The sequence below is a fragment of the Alteromonas sp. a30 genome, assembly GCF_026788005.1.
Lineage (GTDB): Bacteria > Pseudomonadota > Gammaproteobacteria > Enterobacterales > Alteromonadaceae > Paraneptunicella.
The window spans coordinates 160,525-177,270 of record NZ_JABEPE010000008.1; the positions used below are offsets into that span (position 1 = coordinate 160,525).

General features: G+C 43.0%; 17 protein-coding genes. 7 read left to right on the forward strand and 10 right to left on the reverse strand.

The features are described 5' to 3' along the window. Positions 1 to 16 precede the first annotated feature (16 nt). Positions 17 to 181 (forward strand): hypothetical protein, encoded by a 165-nt coding sequence (locus tag HJG39_RS10030; RefSeq protein ID WP_268408905.1) that lies wholly within the window; start codon positions 17 to 19, stop codon positions 179 to 181. A gap of 1 nt (position 182) precedes the next feature. Here HJG39_RS10030 and HJG39_RS10035 read toward each other — a convergent pair whose 3' ends face one another. From HJG39_RS10035 to HJG39_RS10055, 5 genes are read right to left on the reverse strand one after another with little or no spacing between them, the layout of a single operon-like run. Further along, a complete protein-coding gene (locus tag HJG39_RS10035) occupies positions 183 to 1,478 on the reverse strand; it encodes a hypothetical protein (protein WP_268408907.1) in 1,296 nt (431 codons plus the stop codon). A gap of 12 nt (positions 1,479 to 1,490) precedes the next feature. Next, entirely contained in the window at positions 1,491 to 2,738 is a 1,248-nt protein-coding gene (locus tag HJG39_RS10040) for a hypothetical protein (RefSeq protein WP_268408909.1), read from the reverse strand. Then, positions 2,735 to 5,350 (reverse strand): MFS transporter, encoded by a 2,616-nt coding sequence (locus tag HJG39_RS10045; RefSeq protein ID WP_268408911.1) that lies wholly within the window; start codon positions 5,348 to 5,350, stop codon positions 2,735 to 2,737. Before HJG39_RS10045 ends, HJG39_RS10040 begins: the two co-directional genes overlap by 4 nt. After that, positions 5,323 to 6,525: a hypothetical protein gene (locus HJG39_RS10050; protein ID WP_268408913.1), complete on the reverse strand. Its 1,203-nt coding sequence runs from the start codon at positions 6,523 to 6,525 to the stop codon at positions 5,323 to 5,325. The genes HJG39_RS10045 and HJG39_RS10050 overlap by 28 nt, the downstream gene beginning before the upstream one ends. Positions 6,526 to 6,538: 13 nt before the next feature. After that, positions 6,539 to 7,225, reverse strand: coding sequence for a DUF2490 domain-containing protein (locus tag HJG39_RS10055; RefSeq protein WP_268408915.1), 687 nt, complete (start codon positions 7,223 to 7,225; stop codon positions 6,539 to 6,541). 185 nt (positions 7,226 to 7,410) lie between these two features. Here HJG39_RS10055 and HJG39_RS10060 point away from each other — a divergent pair, with 185 nt between their 5' ends. The 4 genes from HJG39_RS10060 to mutM all read left to right on the forward strand — a co-directional run bounded on the left by HJG39_RS10060 (position 7,411) and on the right by mutM (position 11,475). Then, a complete protein-coding gene (locus tag HJG39_RS10060; protein WP_268408917.1) occupies positions 7,411 to 8,904 on the forward strand; it encodes a capsule assembly Wzi family protein in 1,494 nt (497 codons plus the stop codon). 21 nt (positions 8,905 to 8,925) lie between these two features. After that, positions 8,926 to 10,023, forward strand: coding sequence for a glycosyltransferase family 9 protein (locus HJG39_RS10065; protein WP_268408919.1), 1,098 nt, complete (start codon positions 8,926 to 8,928; stop codon positions 10,021 to 10,023). Between the two features lie 131 nt (positions 10,024 to 10,154). After that, positions 10,155 to 10,643: a pantetheine-phosphate adenylyltransferase gene (coaD, locus tag HJG39_RS10070; protein ID WP_268408921.1), complete on the forward strand. Its 489-nt coding sequence runs from the start codon at positions 10,155 to 10,157 to the stop codon at positions 10,641 to 10,643. A 4-nt stretch (positions 10,644 to 10,647) separates the two neighbouring features. Beyond that, a complete protein-coding gene (gene mutM, locus HJG39_RS10075) occupies positions 10,648 to 11,475 on the forward strand; it encodes a bifunctional DNA-formamidopyrimidine glycosylase/DNA-(apurinic or apyrimidinic site) lyase (RefSeq protein WP_268408923.1) in 828 nt (275 codons plus the stop codon). 19 nt (positions 11,476 to 11,494) lie between these two features. Here mutM and HJG39_RS10080 read toward each other — a convergent pair whose 3' ends face one another. From HJG39_RS10080 to radC, 5 genes are all read right to left on the reverse strand, one after another. Further along, positions 11,495 to 12,946 (reverse strand): hypothetical protein, encoded by a 1,452-nt coding sequence (locus HJG39_RS10080; protein ID WP_268408925.1) that lies wholly within the window; start codon positions 12,944 to 12,946, stop codon positions 11,495 to 11,497. A gap of 116 nt (positions 12,947 to 13,062) precedes the next feature. Further along, positions 13,063 to 13,422, reverse strand: a complete 360-nt coding sequence (locus HJG39_RS10085; RefSeq protein WP_268408927.1) for a hypothetical protein — start codon at positions 13,420 to 13,422, stop codon at positions 13,063 to 13,065. 295 nt (positions 13,423 to 13,717) lie between these two features. Next, complete coding sequence (gene rpmG, locus HJG39_RS10090; RefSeq protein WP_268408929.1) at positions 13,718 to 13,873, reverse strand: 50S ribosomal protein L33; 156 nt, start codon at positions 13,871 to 13,873, stop codon at positions 13,718 to 13,720. Between the two features lie 11 nt (positions 13,874 to 13,884). Next, positions 13,885 to 14,121, reverse strand: coding sequence for a 50S ribosomal protein L28 (gene rpmB / locus HJG39_RS10095; protein ID WP_268408930.1), 237 nt, complete (start codon positions 14,119 to 14,121; stop codon positions 13,885 to 13,887). Between the two features lie 184 nt (positions 14,122 to 14,305). Further along, a complete protein-coding gene (radC, locus tag HJG39_RS10100) occupies positions 14,306 to 14,980 on the reverse strand; it encodes a RadC family protein (protein WP_268408932.1) in 675 nt (224 codons plus the stop codon). A gap of 111 nt (positions 14,981 to 15,091) precedes the next feature. Here radC and coaBC point away from each other — a divergent pair, with 111 nt between their 5' ends. Both coaBC and dut read left to right on the forward strand, forming a co-directional pair. Beyond that, positions 15,092 to 16,294, forward strand: a complete 1,203-nt coding sequence (gene coaBC, locus HJG39_RS10105; RefSeq protein ID WP_268408934.1) for a bifunctional phosphopantothenoylcysteine decarboxylase/phosphopantothenate--cysteine ligase CoaBC — start codon at positions 15,092 to 15,094, stop codon at positions 16,292 to 16,294. Then, entirely contained in the window at positions 16,287 to 16,742 is a 456-nt protein-coding gene (gene dut / locus HJG39_RS10110; protein ID WP_268408936.1) for a dUTP diphosphatase, read from the forward strand. The genes coaBC and dut overlap by 8 nt, the downstream gene beginning before the upstream one ends. The last annotated feature ends 4 nt before the right edge of the window (positions 16,743 to 16,746 follow it).

The window sequence follows — 16,746 nt, forward strand, 5'->3', positions numbered from 1 at the left end:
GACGTTAAAGAAAAAAGTGAATGTTAAAGAAGTCCCGATGTCGGTTTATGAGCGCGCGGTTACGTGGCATCAAGACATTATGAATATGACCGATGCAGACGCTAAATTAGTTGAATTTCAACGCTGGAAAAACTTTGTGGAAAATATTCCTAGACGAAATTCTCACTTTAATGTGATGTAAGTTAATCCGACGAATTGTCGTGACTACTTGACTTCATTTTATTTTCCTCTTTCTTTTGTCTGGTTGAAAGCCGGGATGCGATGTCATCCATTAACATAAACAAAATCTCGACATTGTATCCCACAACAAAAGCTACCAACATCGGTGCAAAATCACCGGATGGAAGCATCGAGGTGTCGCTAAAAAACATACCGCTAGAAATCCCCGTCACACCGCCGAGGACAATTCGAATATTGTAATCGAGTACATTTTTAAGGGTAAATGTCCCTAACTTAAACGCCTCATGGAGTGTTCTTAACACTAACGTAAACGCGCCCAAGCAGCCGAAAAGTAACGGCAAGATGTAGTGCTCTAATAGGTTAACCACATACACTGCCGATAAGCGCTCTGAAAAAAACAGATTTCGGGACTCATTTAATTTTCGGTTGATTTCCAGTTGATGCAAAGCCTGCTGATTTTCTTGCAAGCTCAACTTCACCACCGTTAACTCCTGCGGATTTTGTTGCAATGTCTGTTCAAACTCTAGCGCCTCAATTTTTTCTTTAATCACTTCAGCCTGATGTTGGTATTTATATTCATCAAAAGATGAAAAGCGAACCGGTTCATCGGCCCCGAGTTGCCACACATCATTCCATTTATAGAGCAAGGTGCGATTCGCGTCGAATTCCTGATCGAGTTGCTGTTCTTCTCGCTCAAATTTAATCAACTGACGAATATGATTCCCCGAAGGGTCAACCCCTTGGATTTGCTTCAACTGCCTCAACTCGGTTTGAATAGCATTGCGTTTATTAAACAAATCGAATGTTTTGTTAAGCACCCCAGCGCCAATCATGGAATAGGTTTGCAAACTCACCGTAAACAAAATTAATAAGAACACTGAAATGCCATAATAGATGGGGACACGCTTGACTCGACGAACTGTATTCGGGAAACGTTCTTTCCACACACCTGACGGGCAGGTTTCTTTGATACTTGAAACCGTTGCCGGGTAGATCGCTCTAACCAAAGCACGATAATTCACCCAGAACTCTGACTCAATGTCACTGTGAAGACGCCCATCTTGAAGGTAAAGATTGCGTTGAGCGAGGGTCGATTTTAACAATTCAAAACTGGGCTCTTTCCCATTACGAGACAAATACGCAATCAGTAGTTCCACTTCTTCCATTGCGAGCATGAGTTCCGAACAATTTTGAAAAGCGTGATACATGCTTTCCGCTGCGTCATCATTAGGGCTGGTTGTCGGAACCTCAACCAATTCTAAATCCTCTCCACAAACAGGCTCATGATCTATCCCCATACCCACCTCGCATTATCGGACCACAGTCGCACCATTTCTGCGTACTGCTTCACCGTGGTAGTTGTAAATAAAGGAAGAATCTTCAAAAAAACTAAAAGGCACTTTCAATTGGTAGCTCGGTTTACGTAGGAAGTTAATGGAAATATCCGGCATGGACACCACCCCAACCGGCAGGGTTTCGGTTTTTGCTAAACCTTGAATAATACGGGCGCCATAATCGGCGGCTAACTTGGCATTGGTCCGAAAACTCACACCAATAGACACAAATACGCTTTTATCACCTTCGTTTACGTGGCTAGGCGTCACGCTTAAAATAGGCACATGGCCCGCAAAATAATTGACATAACCAATCAAATTGAAAAGTTCGGTGCTTCCGGTAATAAGAAATACGGTATCGCCGGAGTCTTTTGACAAGTCAACCACCCGCTCCATCGGTTGATATAAGGTTTCTTCAACGCGCGTTAAATCTACTTTGATCTTATCCAGCTCAATGCCGAACTCATCATTTTTAAGATAGTTTTCAAGTGGCTTAACTTGGGTAATGATGGAACTGGTATTGGCTTGGTCATAAATCACAACGATCTTTTTCAGGTGATAAAGAAACTGCTCTTTTAAATAAGAGACTTGTGTTTCGACACTGATATTTAACGAGGTATAAGCAATATTGTTCTGGCTCATACCAATGGCAGGGTCCACTTGACCAATGGAATAGGGATCTTTACTACATGCCGTCACAACGGGAATACTTCCATCGGAATAGGTTTGGGTCATATATTCTGTGACCGCTGAACCAACGGAAAAAATCAGCTCAACGCCTGAGCGCTCTGCCTGTTTTATCATATTGTCCGCTTGAGACTCCTGCCCTTGGTAATTAAACAGAATATATTCTCTCAGCAGCCCTTTATTGGTGAATTGATCAATAATGGTGGCACTGGCTTCATCGTAAGCATCTGACCATTTAGGCGATAATAGAAGCACAGGCTTTACATTTTCGGAGCTTGCCTTTCGCTTATTTAATAAAGCCTTTGGTTTAATAATGATCGGCATTGAAAAGGCGTCGTCGGGCCTCAGGCCAAATAACCAAGACCGAGGAGCAACTTCGCAAGTGTAACTGGAATCGACCCTCTGCACGCTGTTTTCAGATTCCAACAGAGAAAGAGCATTTTGTATGCGCTCACAAAAGGTGACATCAATCACATTGACATTGGCAGCAGCGCAGCATGGAAGAATCAAGCACAGTAGGTAAAAGTAACGACTCATGAGTGTTTCTCCCTCGTTGACTGCTTCAGCCCTTGCGCCGCGCCTTTTCGGGACCAGCTAATGGGCCTTATTAACATAAAGGCTAATCCCATCAGCATGAGGCTCAAGCCAACCATCAGGAATTGCTGAGGCTGCGTTTTCCCGTTCAAATCAATGAATAACACTGCGGCTAAACTAGGTCCAAAGGCATGACCTATTCGCTCAAAAAAACGATAATAGGTTGCTGTGGTTGCTGGCCCAATGACTTTCGCTAATGATATTTGCGTAACATGAGACACCACCGGAGCATGAATACAACCATGAGCCAAACCTAAAACTAAAATACCAATTGTCACCAAAGCCAAGCGCCAGTTATGAAGACTCTCTCCTTGGGAGACAGGAACATTGTAATAAGCTAGCACCCATTCACTCACGCCAATAAGAATCAACCCAACACCACTGCCTAGCGCGCCTGCAAGTATGAGAATTCTTGGAGGCCAAGCCCATTGCTTAAACTTGGCACCTAGGGATGTTGTTAATAGTACGCCAAAGTAATAAAAAACTAATATTTGCCCGATTAGCTCCGTGTTTAAGTTTAAGCTTTTCAAAAAGATAGGCATGATGAAAATCAATAAGCCGGTGTATAGGGCTTTCGTGGGCAAACCGATAAAAAAGAGGGTTTTACTGAATTCAATATCGGTAAATAAACATGAAAGGTGGCTGCGTAACTTTTTTGGTTGCTCCGCTAAATAGCGCTGAATTCTTTGTATTCGTGGTAATTTTCTAGTGGGAGAGCGTCGAATTGGCGACCAGCTTTGAGTTAAATCTTGAATGACTAGCAGCGTATAAAGTACACACACCAAACCGATGACTCCCCCTGAAATAAAGACCATCGCTTCTCCTAACATTGGCATTAATAACGCGCCAATTGCCGCGCCAGAAACCGTGCTTACATTGAAACCAATCACTAATTGCCGAGGCCCAGAGACTCCGGGATTTTGTCTTTCAATCTCGATTAAGTAACTTTGCATCGATATGAAAAAAATGCCCTGACCAATCCCAGCAAGCACTCTTAACACCAAAATAAAGACAGGTGATTGAGTAGCGGCCATCCCAAATAAAGAACTTGCACTAATACAAAGAGACACCCACATCATTAACTTTAAATTGTTGGACTCTGCCCAGCGTCCTGCGGGGATTAATACGACAGCAAAACCAATGAAATAAGCAACAAATACGCTAGAAACAGACCAATCTGAACGAAAAAATAGGGTTTCCAGATAAGCAGGTAAAAATGCAATATTAAGCGCATCCATTAGAATACCCAATGCCAAGATGGGCTTAACCAGTTGCATAGCCAGCAAAGGTTCAACATCGCAATCGAGTACGGGAGAATTACATTTTTCAGCTTTAGCAATCCGGCTTCGAATCGACACTAACGCATTAAGAAAGATGTTAGAAATCAACGCTGATGCGATAAATAACATGAAGAAATTGCGGCTAGAACGCCATATTTTTCCATACACCGTGTTCCAAGGCGTTTGAACTAAAACTTGATAAGGAGAGCCCCCGACACGTAAACAACTCATCATAAAGTCGCCCTGATCGTGCGATGATTTAAACGAGACACAAGCGGCGTTTTGTTCGGGTGTTAGAAACTGAAAGGGCGACGCAAATGTCTTTTCCGTGGTTGTATAGGATTGATATTGGGAGGATGTGGCGCTGCCAATCACCTTGCCATGATGCAATAAATACACGTGGCTAATATCCTGACTTTCAGCGCGATAAGCATGCAATAACCGCTCTAATCCGGTGAAATCCTCCTGTAAATCAAAGCCAAGTTGATCCGATACGCTTAGGCGCTCTGCAAGGTTCTTCGCTAATGAGTGAGACTGAGACTTAATTTGTTCTGCATATAGCGCAATTTGATGATCGATAATAATAAGCGCAACCAACACAAAGGCGCCGTGATAGAGCCCCTTCTGAATGATGCTTTGACACCGTTGGTATTTACCTAAGTAACCTTGAATGCGGGAAACTAAAATAGGCACCAACAACACCTCCAGCAATGAAACGATAAAAATTTCGCTAAAAATCTGGTTAATATCCTGACTAAAAACCCCCTGCTCGGTTACAATGCGTAGGCGTCCAACAGGGCCAAACTTATCTTCTAATAGCAACTGAATTTCAAACGCCTGCTTAGGCTCGCGTTGCAACAATATCCCCAGCCAATCTATCTCTATAATTTCCAGCAGCGATTCACCAGCAATGTTACATGTAAGCACTTGCTTACTTTTATCGTCTCTCGTTATCTGATTTTTATCAGTCAGCACTTCTGCGTAGTCAATGTAATCACTTTGCAAATACAGCGTTGCCGCGCGAGTTTGAAACCCCGGGAACTCAATTGGTAAGCCCAATTTGAGGCTGTTATTAATCGCTTCTTTTAATAACCCTCCTTGATTACAAACATTGGTCAGGATGAGGGACGGTGCAACCCGATACGACTCACCAACACCAATGAAAAACAGCAGGCCAATTGATAGCCCCATCACCAGTTGCAGCGAAATAATATTTTTCACGGTGGTCGAAAAGTCCAGCCATGTCTTCATAGCAATGCCTTTCGCTTTCGCCATTGAGCCTCTATCTCGCCATGCATCCAACTAAGTTGAGTTGGAACAACGGTATAGGACAACTGATAATCTAAACTTTGCAGAAAAAGCTGGCGAATCAGTTCGTTATAATCCAAACCAATTTGCTCAATTCCCATCGCCACTAAACTGGACACACCTTGCTCTGGCGCCTTCAAATCGGGCTTAGGATTAGCCTCTAAAACATGCATTCGACCGGCTGCATCCATGCGTAAATCCAAACGAATTAACCCATGTAGCCCTAGACGGGTATATATTGATTTTGCAATATGATTCAGTTCCCGAATAACCTTGCCGTTATGAATGGGATCAAGAAAATGCACCACATTTTTACTAATTGGACGAACATCCATTGAAGTGAAAATATCGCTGTCTTTATCGAGAACACGTTCGAATTGCCCAAAGCAAAATGGCGATTGGTGACGAGTCATCCAGTTTGGGCCTTGACTACTGTCTTCTTGTATCAGGCTGCCCATTACCGAAATACAATATTCTTTTCCTGAAAGAAATTGCTCAATTAGCACCTTATTGCCAGTTTCGGAATAGACATGTTGCACAAGTTCAAGCACTTCTGCCGGTTTATTTGCCACATAAACATGTTGCGACGCCCGCCCAGAAGCAGGCTTCACCACACACTTGCCGCTATGCCACGGCAGAATGTTGTTCAGTTTTTGATAAAACATCTCTTTTGATTGAGGTGAACCATTTTGACGAGGGTGCCAAGTAACAAAAGGCGCGGTACGGAATCCCGCTCCAGTTAAAAACTGCTTGAAGATCTCCTTATCGTCCATCAATGCAGTTTGCAGAGGAAGATGCCCAACATAAGGAATCCCTAGACTTTGCAGTAATGCAGCGCAATGCCCTACGGCATCGAAACCTTGAACCCCTGCTGTGTTTAGCCAAGCATATTGTATCCGCTTTTTTTTCAATTCTGCGGCAAGTCCCGCCCCCTCTTCCATCAGATGTATTTTTTTAAATCCTAAGGACATTAATGCCGACGCAATATTACCCGCCACATCCTTATAGCTTTTCCAGTTCCTCGGGTTCACGCTGCGATACAAAACATGTTTCGAATCATCAGGATCACCTGAGTAAATTATGGCAATTTCGGCATGACGCCGAACGCTGTCGAAGAGCAACAACAATTCTTGACTGTGCATGTTAACTCTCCTGTTAAAAAGTGACATTCAACCCGAGAACGTGGACATATCCATCTTCTGACTGCCCTACGTAATGTCGGGTTATCATGTAAAAAAGATCAGCTCGTACGGATTCTGATGGCTTGAATTTCAGTCCGAGCGGGGTAAAGCGATATTGCTGAAAATGATAGGCCCCACGTTCTTGTGTATAAATTAATTCATGACTCATAAACCAACCGTGGAGGCCATAATCTGCGCGTAAATGACCTTGAAGCTGAATACGGTGGCGTAGTCGGTTAACATCCTTCTTTCCTCGATTTTTAAATAACTCCCAACGATTCCGTAGACTTAGTTTTATTGGCTCTCCATCACCGATGAGAGTGCTGGATGTGACTTCCAATTCAGTTCTAAATCTAGGATCAAATCCTCCTCGTTCTGAACGAAATGTGATGTATTTAATGCCCGCACCAATTTGCAGGAAAGGATTGATATTGTGACGCAAAACAACTCCGTTAAATGCACCGTAAATTTGACGTTCTTGCTCTCTTTGTCGAATTTCAGAATAAAGGTAAATAGCCGTATTCGAAGCCTCTCCAACTTCTGCGTTGTCCCAAACCTCTTTTTTCACAGACACCCAAAGTTCGTTAGAATGAGCCAGAGAAGATCCCGCCCAAAAGACTATATTCCAAGCTAATAAAACGATGAATTTCTTACGAACCATGACCCTTCTCCTCCAAAAGCACAGCGAAAACCTTCCAAACGCAATTACGTTTTGTGCTGGAGGTTAAAGAGTAAGTTTGAGTGAATTATTCTTCCCAGAGATAATTCGTATTTATCAGGTGTTTTCGACGGAAAACGTCATTTAACGGTGGGTCACACATTTTTACAGGAGTTCACGCTTCTTACATGAATGTTTTCAACCATGCTGGTAGAATAGCCGCAGTTTTTGTCCTAAGGGATTTCTTACTTCCAATGCAACGCAATATTATCGCTTCACTACTTATCGCTGCACCGCTATTTAGCGCATCTGTTGCAGCCCAAGGTATTTCTCCTTATTTACCCTTAAAAATGGCGCCAGAAGTTGAAGCACATATTGAAAAAGTGCTCGCAATAACCCCAAGCGCACCATTAAGTAAACCCTACAAAGCAACAGACATTTTGACACGGCTGGAGCTTATCAAGCACAGCCACCCTTTGCTTTTTTCAAGAGTGAGTGCTTACCTAGCTCGCTATAAAACGAAAATATTTGTCGCCAACTTAAACAGTGAAATTGCAGCCAGCAATGACACCACAAAATCACTACCCAACCAACGCGGTTTAAGTGCTGAAAACCAATATCAAATTGCTGGGTCCGCCTATGCGTTCATTAATCCCTATTTATACGCTGCGGTGGGCGCGCAATATTCAGATGATAAAGGATTAGAGCATCACAGCACGCACATTGGCTTTGGCTTTGAATACGCCCAAGTTGAAGTGGGATTTCGCGAGCATTGGTTTTCTCCGTTTCAAGACAGCGCCATGTTAGTGAGCACCAATGCCAAAACCTCTCCTTCAATTACAATCAGCAATGCAACGCCCATCACAGGTTGGGATTTTCGTTATGAGATCTTTTATAGCGAACTTGAGCGTGTAGAAGGGATTCGCTTGGGAGAGGAAATCTTTCCCGGAAAGCCTCGGCATGCAGGGTTACACATCAGTTTTTCCCCCATTGATAACCTCACCATTGGCTTAAACCGGACTCTGCAATTTGGCGGCGGAAAACGCTCGGTTGACTTTGGCGACTTTTTTGAGGCGCTGTTTGACCCATCAGGAAAAGACAATATAGATGGCACGGACGGTACGGACCCTAATTTTGAGTTTGGTAATCAACAGGCATCAATTACGGCTAAATATAACTTCAATTTGGGGATACCTATTTCGGTTTATGCTGAATACGCGGGGGAAGATACCGTTAACCGCAGTAACTTTAGCCTCGGGAACAACGCTGTTTCTTTAGGTGTTTATCTCCCCATGCTAACCGATGATATTGCTGTCCGGTACGAATTTTCCGACTGGACCACCGCTTGGTATGTGCACCACCTCTACCAACAAGGTTACACCAATGAAGGCAACGTATTGGGCCATTGGGGTGGTGATAATCGAACATTTAACGACGATACCCCAGCACAAGCTCATAGCTTTAATGTGAATTGGAATTTAGCGCCCAATCAGATTCTGGATGTGACATTGCGCGCTACCCGTAATCAAGACAATACTGTCACCAATTATCAAACGGCTTATGAAATACAAGCAGAATACAGCTATGCAACATCTCAAGGATTTTGGGGTGTAGGCGTATATGCTGGACGAGACGTTTTCGGCGATAACTTTAGTCGCGTTTCAGGTTTCTACCGTTGGTAATACCTTTTTGAGGAAGATGAATTGAAGCCGCTAATTTCCGATGAACAATGGAAAGATGCCAAGCGAGTGTTGTACATGACACACCTTGCCATTGGTGATTATTATTATCAGCGTGGTTTTTTAGCTGATTTAAAAAGGCGCTACCCACATATCGAATTAGATATATGGATTGATGACTGCCGCTATCGCCCAAAATCTTGGCATACCGGAAGAAATCAAGTGCTAGGACAATGGCTGAGTACCGAGCCACATATTCGTCGAATTTATCCGATTGCAGCGAGCAAAAAAGAACGTAAAGAAACAATACAAAAAGCCGTTCAGGAAAATTACGATTTGGTAATCTTTTTCGCTGATAAGCGAACGGAAAACTTTGCCTCAATCGCTAGGCAGATCGCCCCCAAAGGCTGGGTTGTTGGCACATTGGCTAAGCCAAAACAAAAGTGGTTAAAGAAATTTTTTGCGTTCAAGAAGCTGAATGATTACATCAATATTGATAATAGCCCTAAAGTTGCTCATATCAACGATAAATACCGACTGCATTTCTCCTGCTTATTTGGCGTTAAATTCGACGCTAATATGCCTATTTTGGGGTTAGATGTCCCGTCTGAGCAGCAAGAAAGTATGCGCTTATGGGTTGAGGATTTTAAAGCCAAGCAAGCAGAAACAAACAAGCTTGTATTGGTTAACCACTTATCAACAACACCTAAACGAGATTTATCTTGGAACCATTTGGTTAAATTGATTTCGGGCATTCATACGCAGTTCCCAGAGTACGCTTTTGTATTAAATCTGCCTCCCGCAGAACTCACGCCAATCAAAAACAAAATTGCCGAAACTCAAGCATTCAATGGCATCAACATTACGGCCTTTTCTGCCATTGAACATTTTTTTCAATTGCCAGCCCTTATCTTACAAAGCGATGTTGTTATCACCGTAGAAACCGCCGTGATGCATCTAGCCTCAGGATTGAATGCCCATCAGCTTGTACTCATGAGGGAATCTGCAAAGCAATGGCAGCCCGTTAATGCAAACAAAGTGCTATTCGGGCACTCCATCATCAATGACATCACAGTAACCGATATGCTTGCCTCCTTTAATGAAATTCGGGAAAATCAGTAAAATGTGCAAATTTGTTCCGGCTCATGCATAATGCTCCGCTCTTTTTTGCGATTCCATGCTGTGGAATGCTCAATTATGATGCGTTAAAGTATGAACTCGCAGAGTAAAATTTATGCCGACAGAAACCTCTTATGAATAATAAAGCTATCTATCCCGGTACATTCGATCCGATTACAAACGGACATGCCGACCTCATTGAGCGTGCATCAAAACTCTTTGATCAAGTAACCGTAGGTGTGGCCTATAGTCCAAGTAAAAAGCCACTATTTACACTTGAAGAAAGAGTCGATCTTGTTCAACAAATTACAGGCCACTTAGATAACGTGGAAGTGATTGGGTTTAAGGGGCTATTGGCTGATTTTGCGAAAGAACAAAATGCCAGCATTTTGATTCGGGGCCTAAGAGCAGTTTCGGACTTTGAATACGAATTCCAGTTGGCTAATATGAATCGCCGATTAAACCGTGACCTAGAAAGCGTCTTCCTCACACCTGCGGAGGAAAATTCATTTATTTCCTCCACTCTCGTAAAAGAGGTGGCTCTACACCGAGGACGAGTGAACGAATTCTGTCACCCTATCGTAGAAAAAGCACTTTTAGAAAAGTTCAACAATAAGCAATAGTTGTATGCCAGAATTACCTGAGGTTGAAACCACCAAACGTGGCATTGAGCCTCACCTAACATCCAAACACGTATCTCATGTCATTGTGCGCCAGCCTAAACTACGCTGGCCCATTACGGATAACTTAGAGTCGATTCTGGATGGCGCTAGATTAAATACTGTAGAACGTCGTGCCAAATATTTGCTGCTGACATTTGAAAAAGAGGGGACAGCCGGTGCGCTGATGATCCACTTAGGCATGTCGGGTAATCTACGCGTTATACAAGATGACGCTGCACCGCAAAAACACGATCACCTTGACATTGTCTTCGAAGATGAGACAACTCTTCGGTATTGCGACCCCCGCCGATTTGGTTGTGTACTGTGGCTAGGAGAAAATCCACTCTCCCACAATCTGCTCGCCCATTTGGGCCCTGAACCACTATCGGAAAGCTTCAATACCGATTATTTATGGCAGCGCTCAAGAGGTAAATCCAGTGCTGTTAAGAAGTTCGTTATGGACCAAAAAGTCGTTGTTGGAATTGGCAATATTTACGCGACAGAAGCCTTATTTAGCGCTGGTATTCGACCCGACAAACCCGCCTCAAAAGTGACAAAAGCGCAGTATCAAAAGTTTGTGTCTGCTGCCAAATTAATTCTTGAAAATGCAATTCACCAAGGTGGTACAACACTCAAAGATTTTATTGGCGGTGACGGCAAACCGGGTTACTTCGCGCAAGAGCTATTAACTTATGGTCGTGCAGGCTTGCCCTGTATCACCTGCAACACAACCCTGAAAGACATTAAACTAAATAACAGAGCGTCCGTTTATTGCCCTAAATGCCAAAAGTAAGCGAAGCCTACTGTTACGCTTAACGCAACAATAAAGTCACCGGATCGCTGCAATCTTGCTTCGGTAATCCTGTCATCTGGTCGATCTCGCGCACAAGCCAAGTCCTCACTTTCACTTCAACTCCGTTATCAACTTTTTGAAAATTCAGGGTTTTAAAGTGTTCTTTTGTGCGCTCTTTAAAATAACGGACATCCATTAAAGAATATTCCGTTGATACGCACCAATCATTTGGGTAGAAAAGCTCAGCCTGCTTGACAGAAGGCACCTCCACAGGGGGAAAGCTGCAAGGACGATCAAGATGACATGTTGTTCTAACCGCTAAGCTTGTAGGACCACACAGGTTCGATAACGGTGACGCAACCACCTCATGCATCACCCTTTGTTCTCCATGCTTATTTGACTCTTGGAACTGAAAAGAACAAATCCGGCCACAATGTAAGTCGCCGGCTAACACTAAAATATCATGAGGTGCTTGTTGTATTGCTTGAAGCAATTGTCCGTATTGCGCATAGTCAGGAAGCTTTTTATCTTCCTTGTTGCACTCATCTATAAGCGGCTGGGAAATCACTAAGACGCCTGGAGAGTTCAACGTAGCCATCCACGACAATACCTGCTCAAAATCTTTTTCTTGTAATAGATGCGTTGCTGTTCGCTGGGTTCGAAAATCCGCGAGACAAAAAGACAAATCGTCACCAATATTAACAAAACGAATGTTTTCGACTCGTTGAATATTATCCACTGCCTCTCGTGCAGTCTCTAACCAAGTATTATGAATGCTTTCGAAGCGTAGGGCTTGAATATAAGGATAAATTCCAGAAATAAAGGGGAAATTATTCCAAAACTCATGATCGTCGGCTAAAAACCACGTTGCTCCATGCTTTAAGACCCCTTGCAGCCCATTCCAGTGAATAGCGTAATCTTGTGCGATACGTTCTTGGATGTCTTCGGTTCGAGGGCTTAACGAATCAATACCAACATCGAGGTAAACCTGATCTCCCATTAAGAACGTAAAGTGGGGACTCATATCTTCAATATTAGCTTGATACAAGCCAGTATAAGCTCGGGAAACACATCCCCCGTCATATTGCTCCGAGAAGCAACTGCCCATAGCCACATTAAGCCCACGACTGTAGTCCAATAATGACTCACCCAAGGTATCAAAAATGGCCTCAGACTGGCGTAATTCAATTTCAACACCGTCATCCAGCTCAAAAAAGGCAACGCGGTAACGTGTCATCGGTTTTAAGTCGTCAAACCGTAACAGGGTGTAAAAACGCTGCTCCATGAACCGAAATGGCTTTTGCCAAGCACTTTTGTGTATATGTTGCGTAGAAAGCAACGTGCCATTTTCATCACTTAACTTAACCAGCATTTGCTCTGGCTTTCGCAAAAAAACATTAAGTGTCCCTAACCAAATATTTGCATATCTTGTCCCGACATCATGGACAACAACACTCCATAAATTCCTCATTTACTTAATCCCTATTCCCAATCCCTATACAAAGTATGTCACATAAAATATAAATTACCTTTAGCAAGCGTAATTAAAGCCAAAACCAGTGTTTATTTAGATGATTACCACAGTATTTACATTGGTAAAAGGTTCTGGATTTTTGTTTCCGCGGCTAGGAATGTTTCTCCGTTATGATTGATAAAAAGCCCCTGTTCAAACGCCATTAATTGATACACTCTCATAGTTGATTCCCCCGCTAATTGAAGGCTAACCACGTAAGGCGTTGTTAGCTCCGAGCTCGGCTGAGACTCAACAATAACCTGCCCCCAGTTATTCACCAACGGTTGCAATTCCTGCAAAGTTTTTTCATTTGAACCTTCAAGCAACCACTTCTGACCAACTCGCTTTAGCGTAACATCCGCAAATTCAATACGCATAACAACACTATGTTCTGGCAATAAAAACCGAAACCTTTCTTCCGAGCTTTTAAGCATTAATTTATTGCTGACTGAAAATAAAAGGACCATGAACAACATGGAGAAAATGATGACGTTATTCCAAGCCTTTTGGGTTAATCTGAACATAGTTTAATTAGAATTTTGACATGATCAATTATTGCTCAGATTAAAAGAATTAAGGCGCTGAGGGAAGTTAAAGCATTAATTTAGACGGGACTTTTCTCACCCTATAAACAATTAAGTTTATAATGACACGCTAAAAATCATTTATTTTAGGCATTAAAAAACCCGGTTTAAAAGCCGGGTTTTTGCTGGAGACAAAACCAGTTATTTACTTGATTTTTGCTTCCTTAAACATAACGTGCTTACGAGCTTTAGGATCAAACTTTTTGATCTCCATTTTGCCCGGCATGTTACGCTTATTTTTGTCTGTCGTGTAGAAGAAACCTGTTCCAGCACTAGAAACTAATTTAATTTTATCGCGCATTATCGCTCTCCTTACACTTTTTCGCCGCGAGCACGGATGTCAGTTAATACTGAATCAATGCCCTTCTTATCGATGATACGCATGCCTTTAGTTGATACACGTAATTTTACGAAACGGTTTTCGCTCTCAACCCAAAAGCGGTGAGATTGTAGGTTTGGCAAAAAACGACGACGAGTAGCATTGTTCGCGTGCGAACGATTGTTACCTACTGTAGGTCTTTTGCCAGTCACTTGACATACTCTGGACATTACATTTGTCTCCAAATTTGACTGTAAATCTGTACTTATATCTGGCTGCGAATCGTATTAAAAGCGTTGAAAACTTATTACGACACTCTGGTTGGCCGTTACAAACGCACGCCATTCCTACTCTATTTCAACGAGGGCGCATTTTATACAGTAAAAACGGCGTTGACACAAGCAAAAAGATCAATCAGAGGAATCCCCGCTGTGCGAAAGATGTGCATTCTCCCTTGCCAACAACAATATGATCAAGCACTTTAATATCCACCAGCGACATCGCCTGCTTAATTCGATTTGTCACTTGCTGATCCGCTAAGCTGGGCTCTGAAATGCCTGAGGGATGATTGTGAGCTAATACTACCGCTGCTGCATTGTTGTTCAACGCAATTTTAACCAACTCCCCCGGATACACACTCGCACTATTAATTCCTCCCTTAAAACAGGTTTCGTAGCGAATGAGTTGATGCTGAGAATCAAGCAATAACATGGCAAAAACTTCACGCGTTTCGTGTTGAAGTTTGCTACTCAAATAGTGTTTTGTATCCGCAGCGCTATTAAATTGTGTGGGCTTTTTAAGCTCTTCTTCTAAATAGCGTCGGGAAAGTTCTAACACGGCTTGAAGCTGAGCATATTTTGCCAATCCAAGCCCTTTTTTCTGGCAAAAAGCCTCCTGACCTGCTGACATCAAAACATTAAGCGAACCAAATTCATTGAGTAGCTGCATAGCCAACTGCACCGCAGTGACGCCATGTGTACCAGTGCGTAGAAAAATCGCTAGAAGTTCAGCATTGGAGAGAGTGGAAGCTCCCTGAATGAGTAATTTTTCACGAGGGCGCTCGTGAGTAGGCCATTCCCTAATATTCATATTTATCTTCCTTGATAATTAATTAAGCAAAAATACCTTAGCAAATAGGACAGACTAGGGTCAATAATGTTAATCTCTGCTTCAATATTCTAATCCAGTTCTAAAAGAGATATGACTGCTTCGTTGCACAACATAAAGGTTTTATTAGGCATTACAGGCGGCATCGCAGCTTATAAAACACCTGATTTAGTTCGCAAACTGACTCAGCAAGGCGCAGAGGTTCGGGTCGTAGTAACCAGTTCTGCCAAATCTTTTGTTAGCCCACTTTCTCTCCAAGCTGTTTCCGGCAACACGGTTTCCGATGATTTGCTCGATCCGATGGCAGAAGCAGCAATGGGTCACATTGAATTAGCCAAATGGGCAGATGTTTTATTGATCGCTCCTGCTACCGCTAATTTCATTGCCAAACTTGCTCATGGTATGGCAGATGACTTGCTATCAACGCTGTGTCTCGCAACCCAAGCCCCTGTTTTTATTGCACCAGCAATGAATCAACAAATGTGGCAAGCACAAGCAACGGTTGCCAATATGCAAACGTTATCTGATCGGGGCGTGGGTGTTTTTGGTCCCGCTCAGGGCGAACAAGCCTGTGGTGATGTTGGTCCGGGCAGAATGTTAGAACCTGAAGAATTGGTTAACGCACTTTCTCAGAATTTGATACAGCCCGTTTTACAAGGTAAGAAAATCGTTATTACCGCAGGCCCAACGCGCGAGCATCTTGACCCTGTACGTTACATTACCAACTACAGTTCTGGAAAAATGGGATTTGCGCTGGCTCGAGCAGCACATCTTATGGGAGCAGAAGTGGTGCTGGTTTCAGGTCCTGTGAACCTGCCAACACCAAGCGTTTCCAAGTTTCATAAAGTGGTGACAGCACAAAATATGTTAGATGCCGTCATGGGTGAAATCTCAGACAGTGATATTTTTATTGGCTGCGCCGCCGTTGCTGATTATCGCCCTGTTGAATCGGTAAATCATAAGATCAAGAAAAGCAACGAGGAAATGTCGTTAAGTTTTGTGCGTAATCCAGATATTCTTGCCAATGTAGCCGCCCTTGAAAACGCACCATTTACTGTAGGTTTTGCCGCTGAAACGCAAAATGTGTCAGGTTATGCGAAAGATAAACTTGAACGTAAGAAATTAAATATGATCGCCGCTAACGATGTATCGAAAAAAGATATCGGTTTTAATAGCGATGACAATCAACTCCATGTTTTTTGGAAAGACGGTGATGTCCTGTTGGATAGAGCCGACAAACTCACTTTAGCAACTCAATTATTAACCCTGATTTCAGAACACTACTACGATGCATAAAATTGATGTAAAAATCCTCGACACTCGTCTAGGAAACGAATTTCCTCTACCAGAATACGCAACCCCCGGATCAGCAGGTATGGACCTCAGAGCCTGTATTGATGCACCACTGGACATCAGGCCAGGAGACACCCATTTAGTGAAAACAGGTCTTGCTATTCATATCGGTGATCCTACACTTTGTGCAACCATCCTACCCCGTTCAGGTTTAGGGCATAAAAAAGGCATTGTTTTAGGTAATCTCATAGGTCTCATTGATTCTGACTATCAAGGAGAACTTATGGTCTCGGTATGGAATCGAGGGCAAGAAAGCTTTACCATGCAACCAGGTGAACGAATTGCCCAATTGGTATTTATGCCCGTTGTTCAAGCGCAATTTAATCTTGTGCAAGACTTTACCAGTAGTGAAAGGGGACAGGGTGGCTTCGGCTCATCAGGAACCCATTAAACAG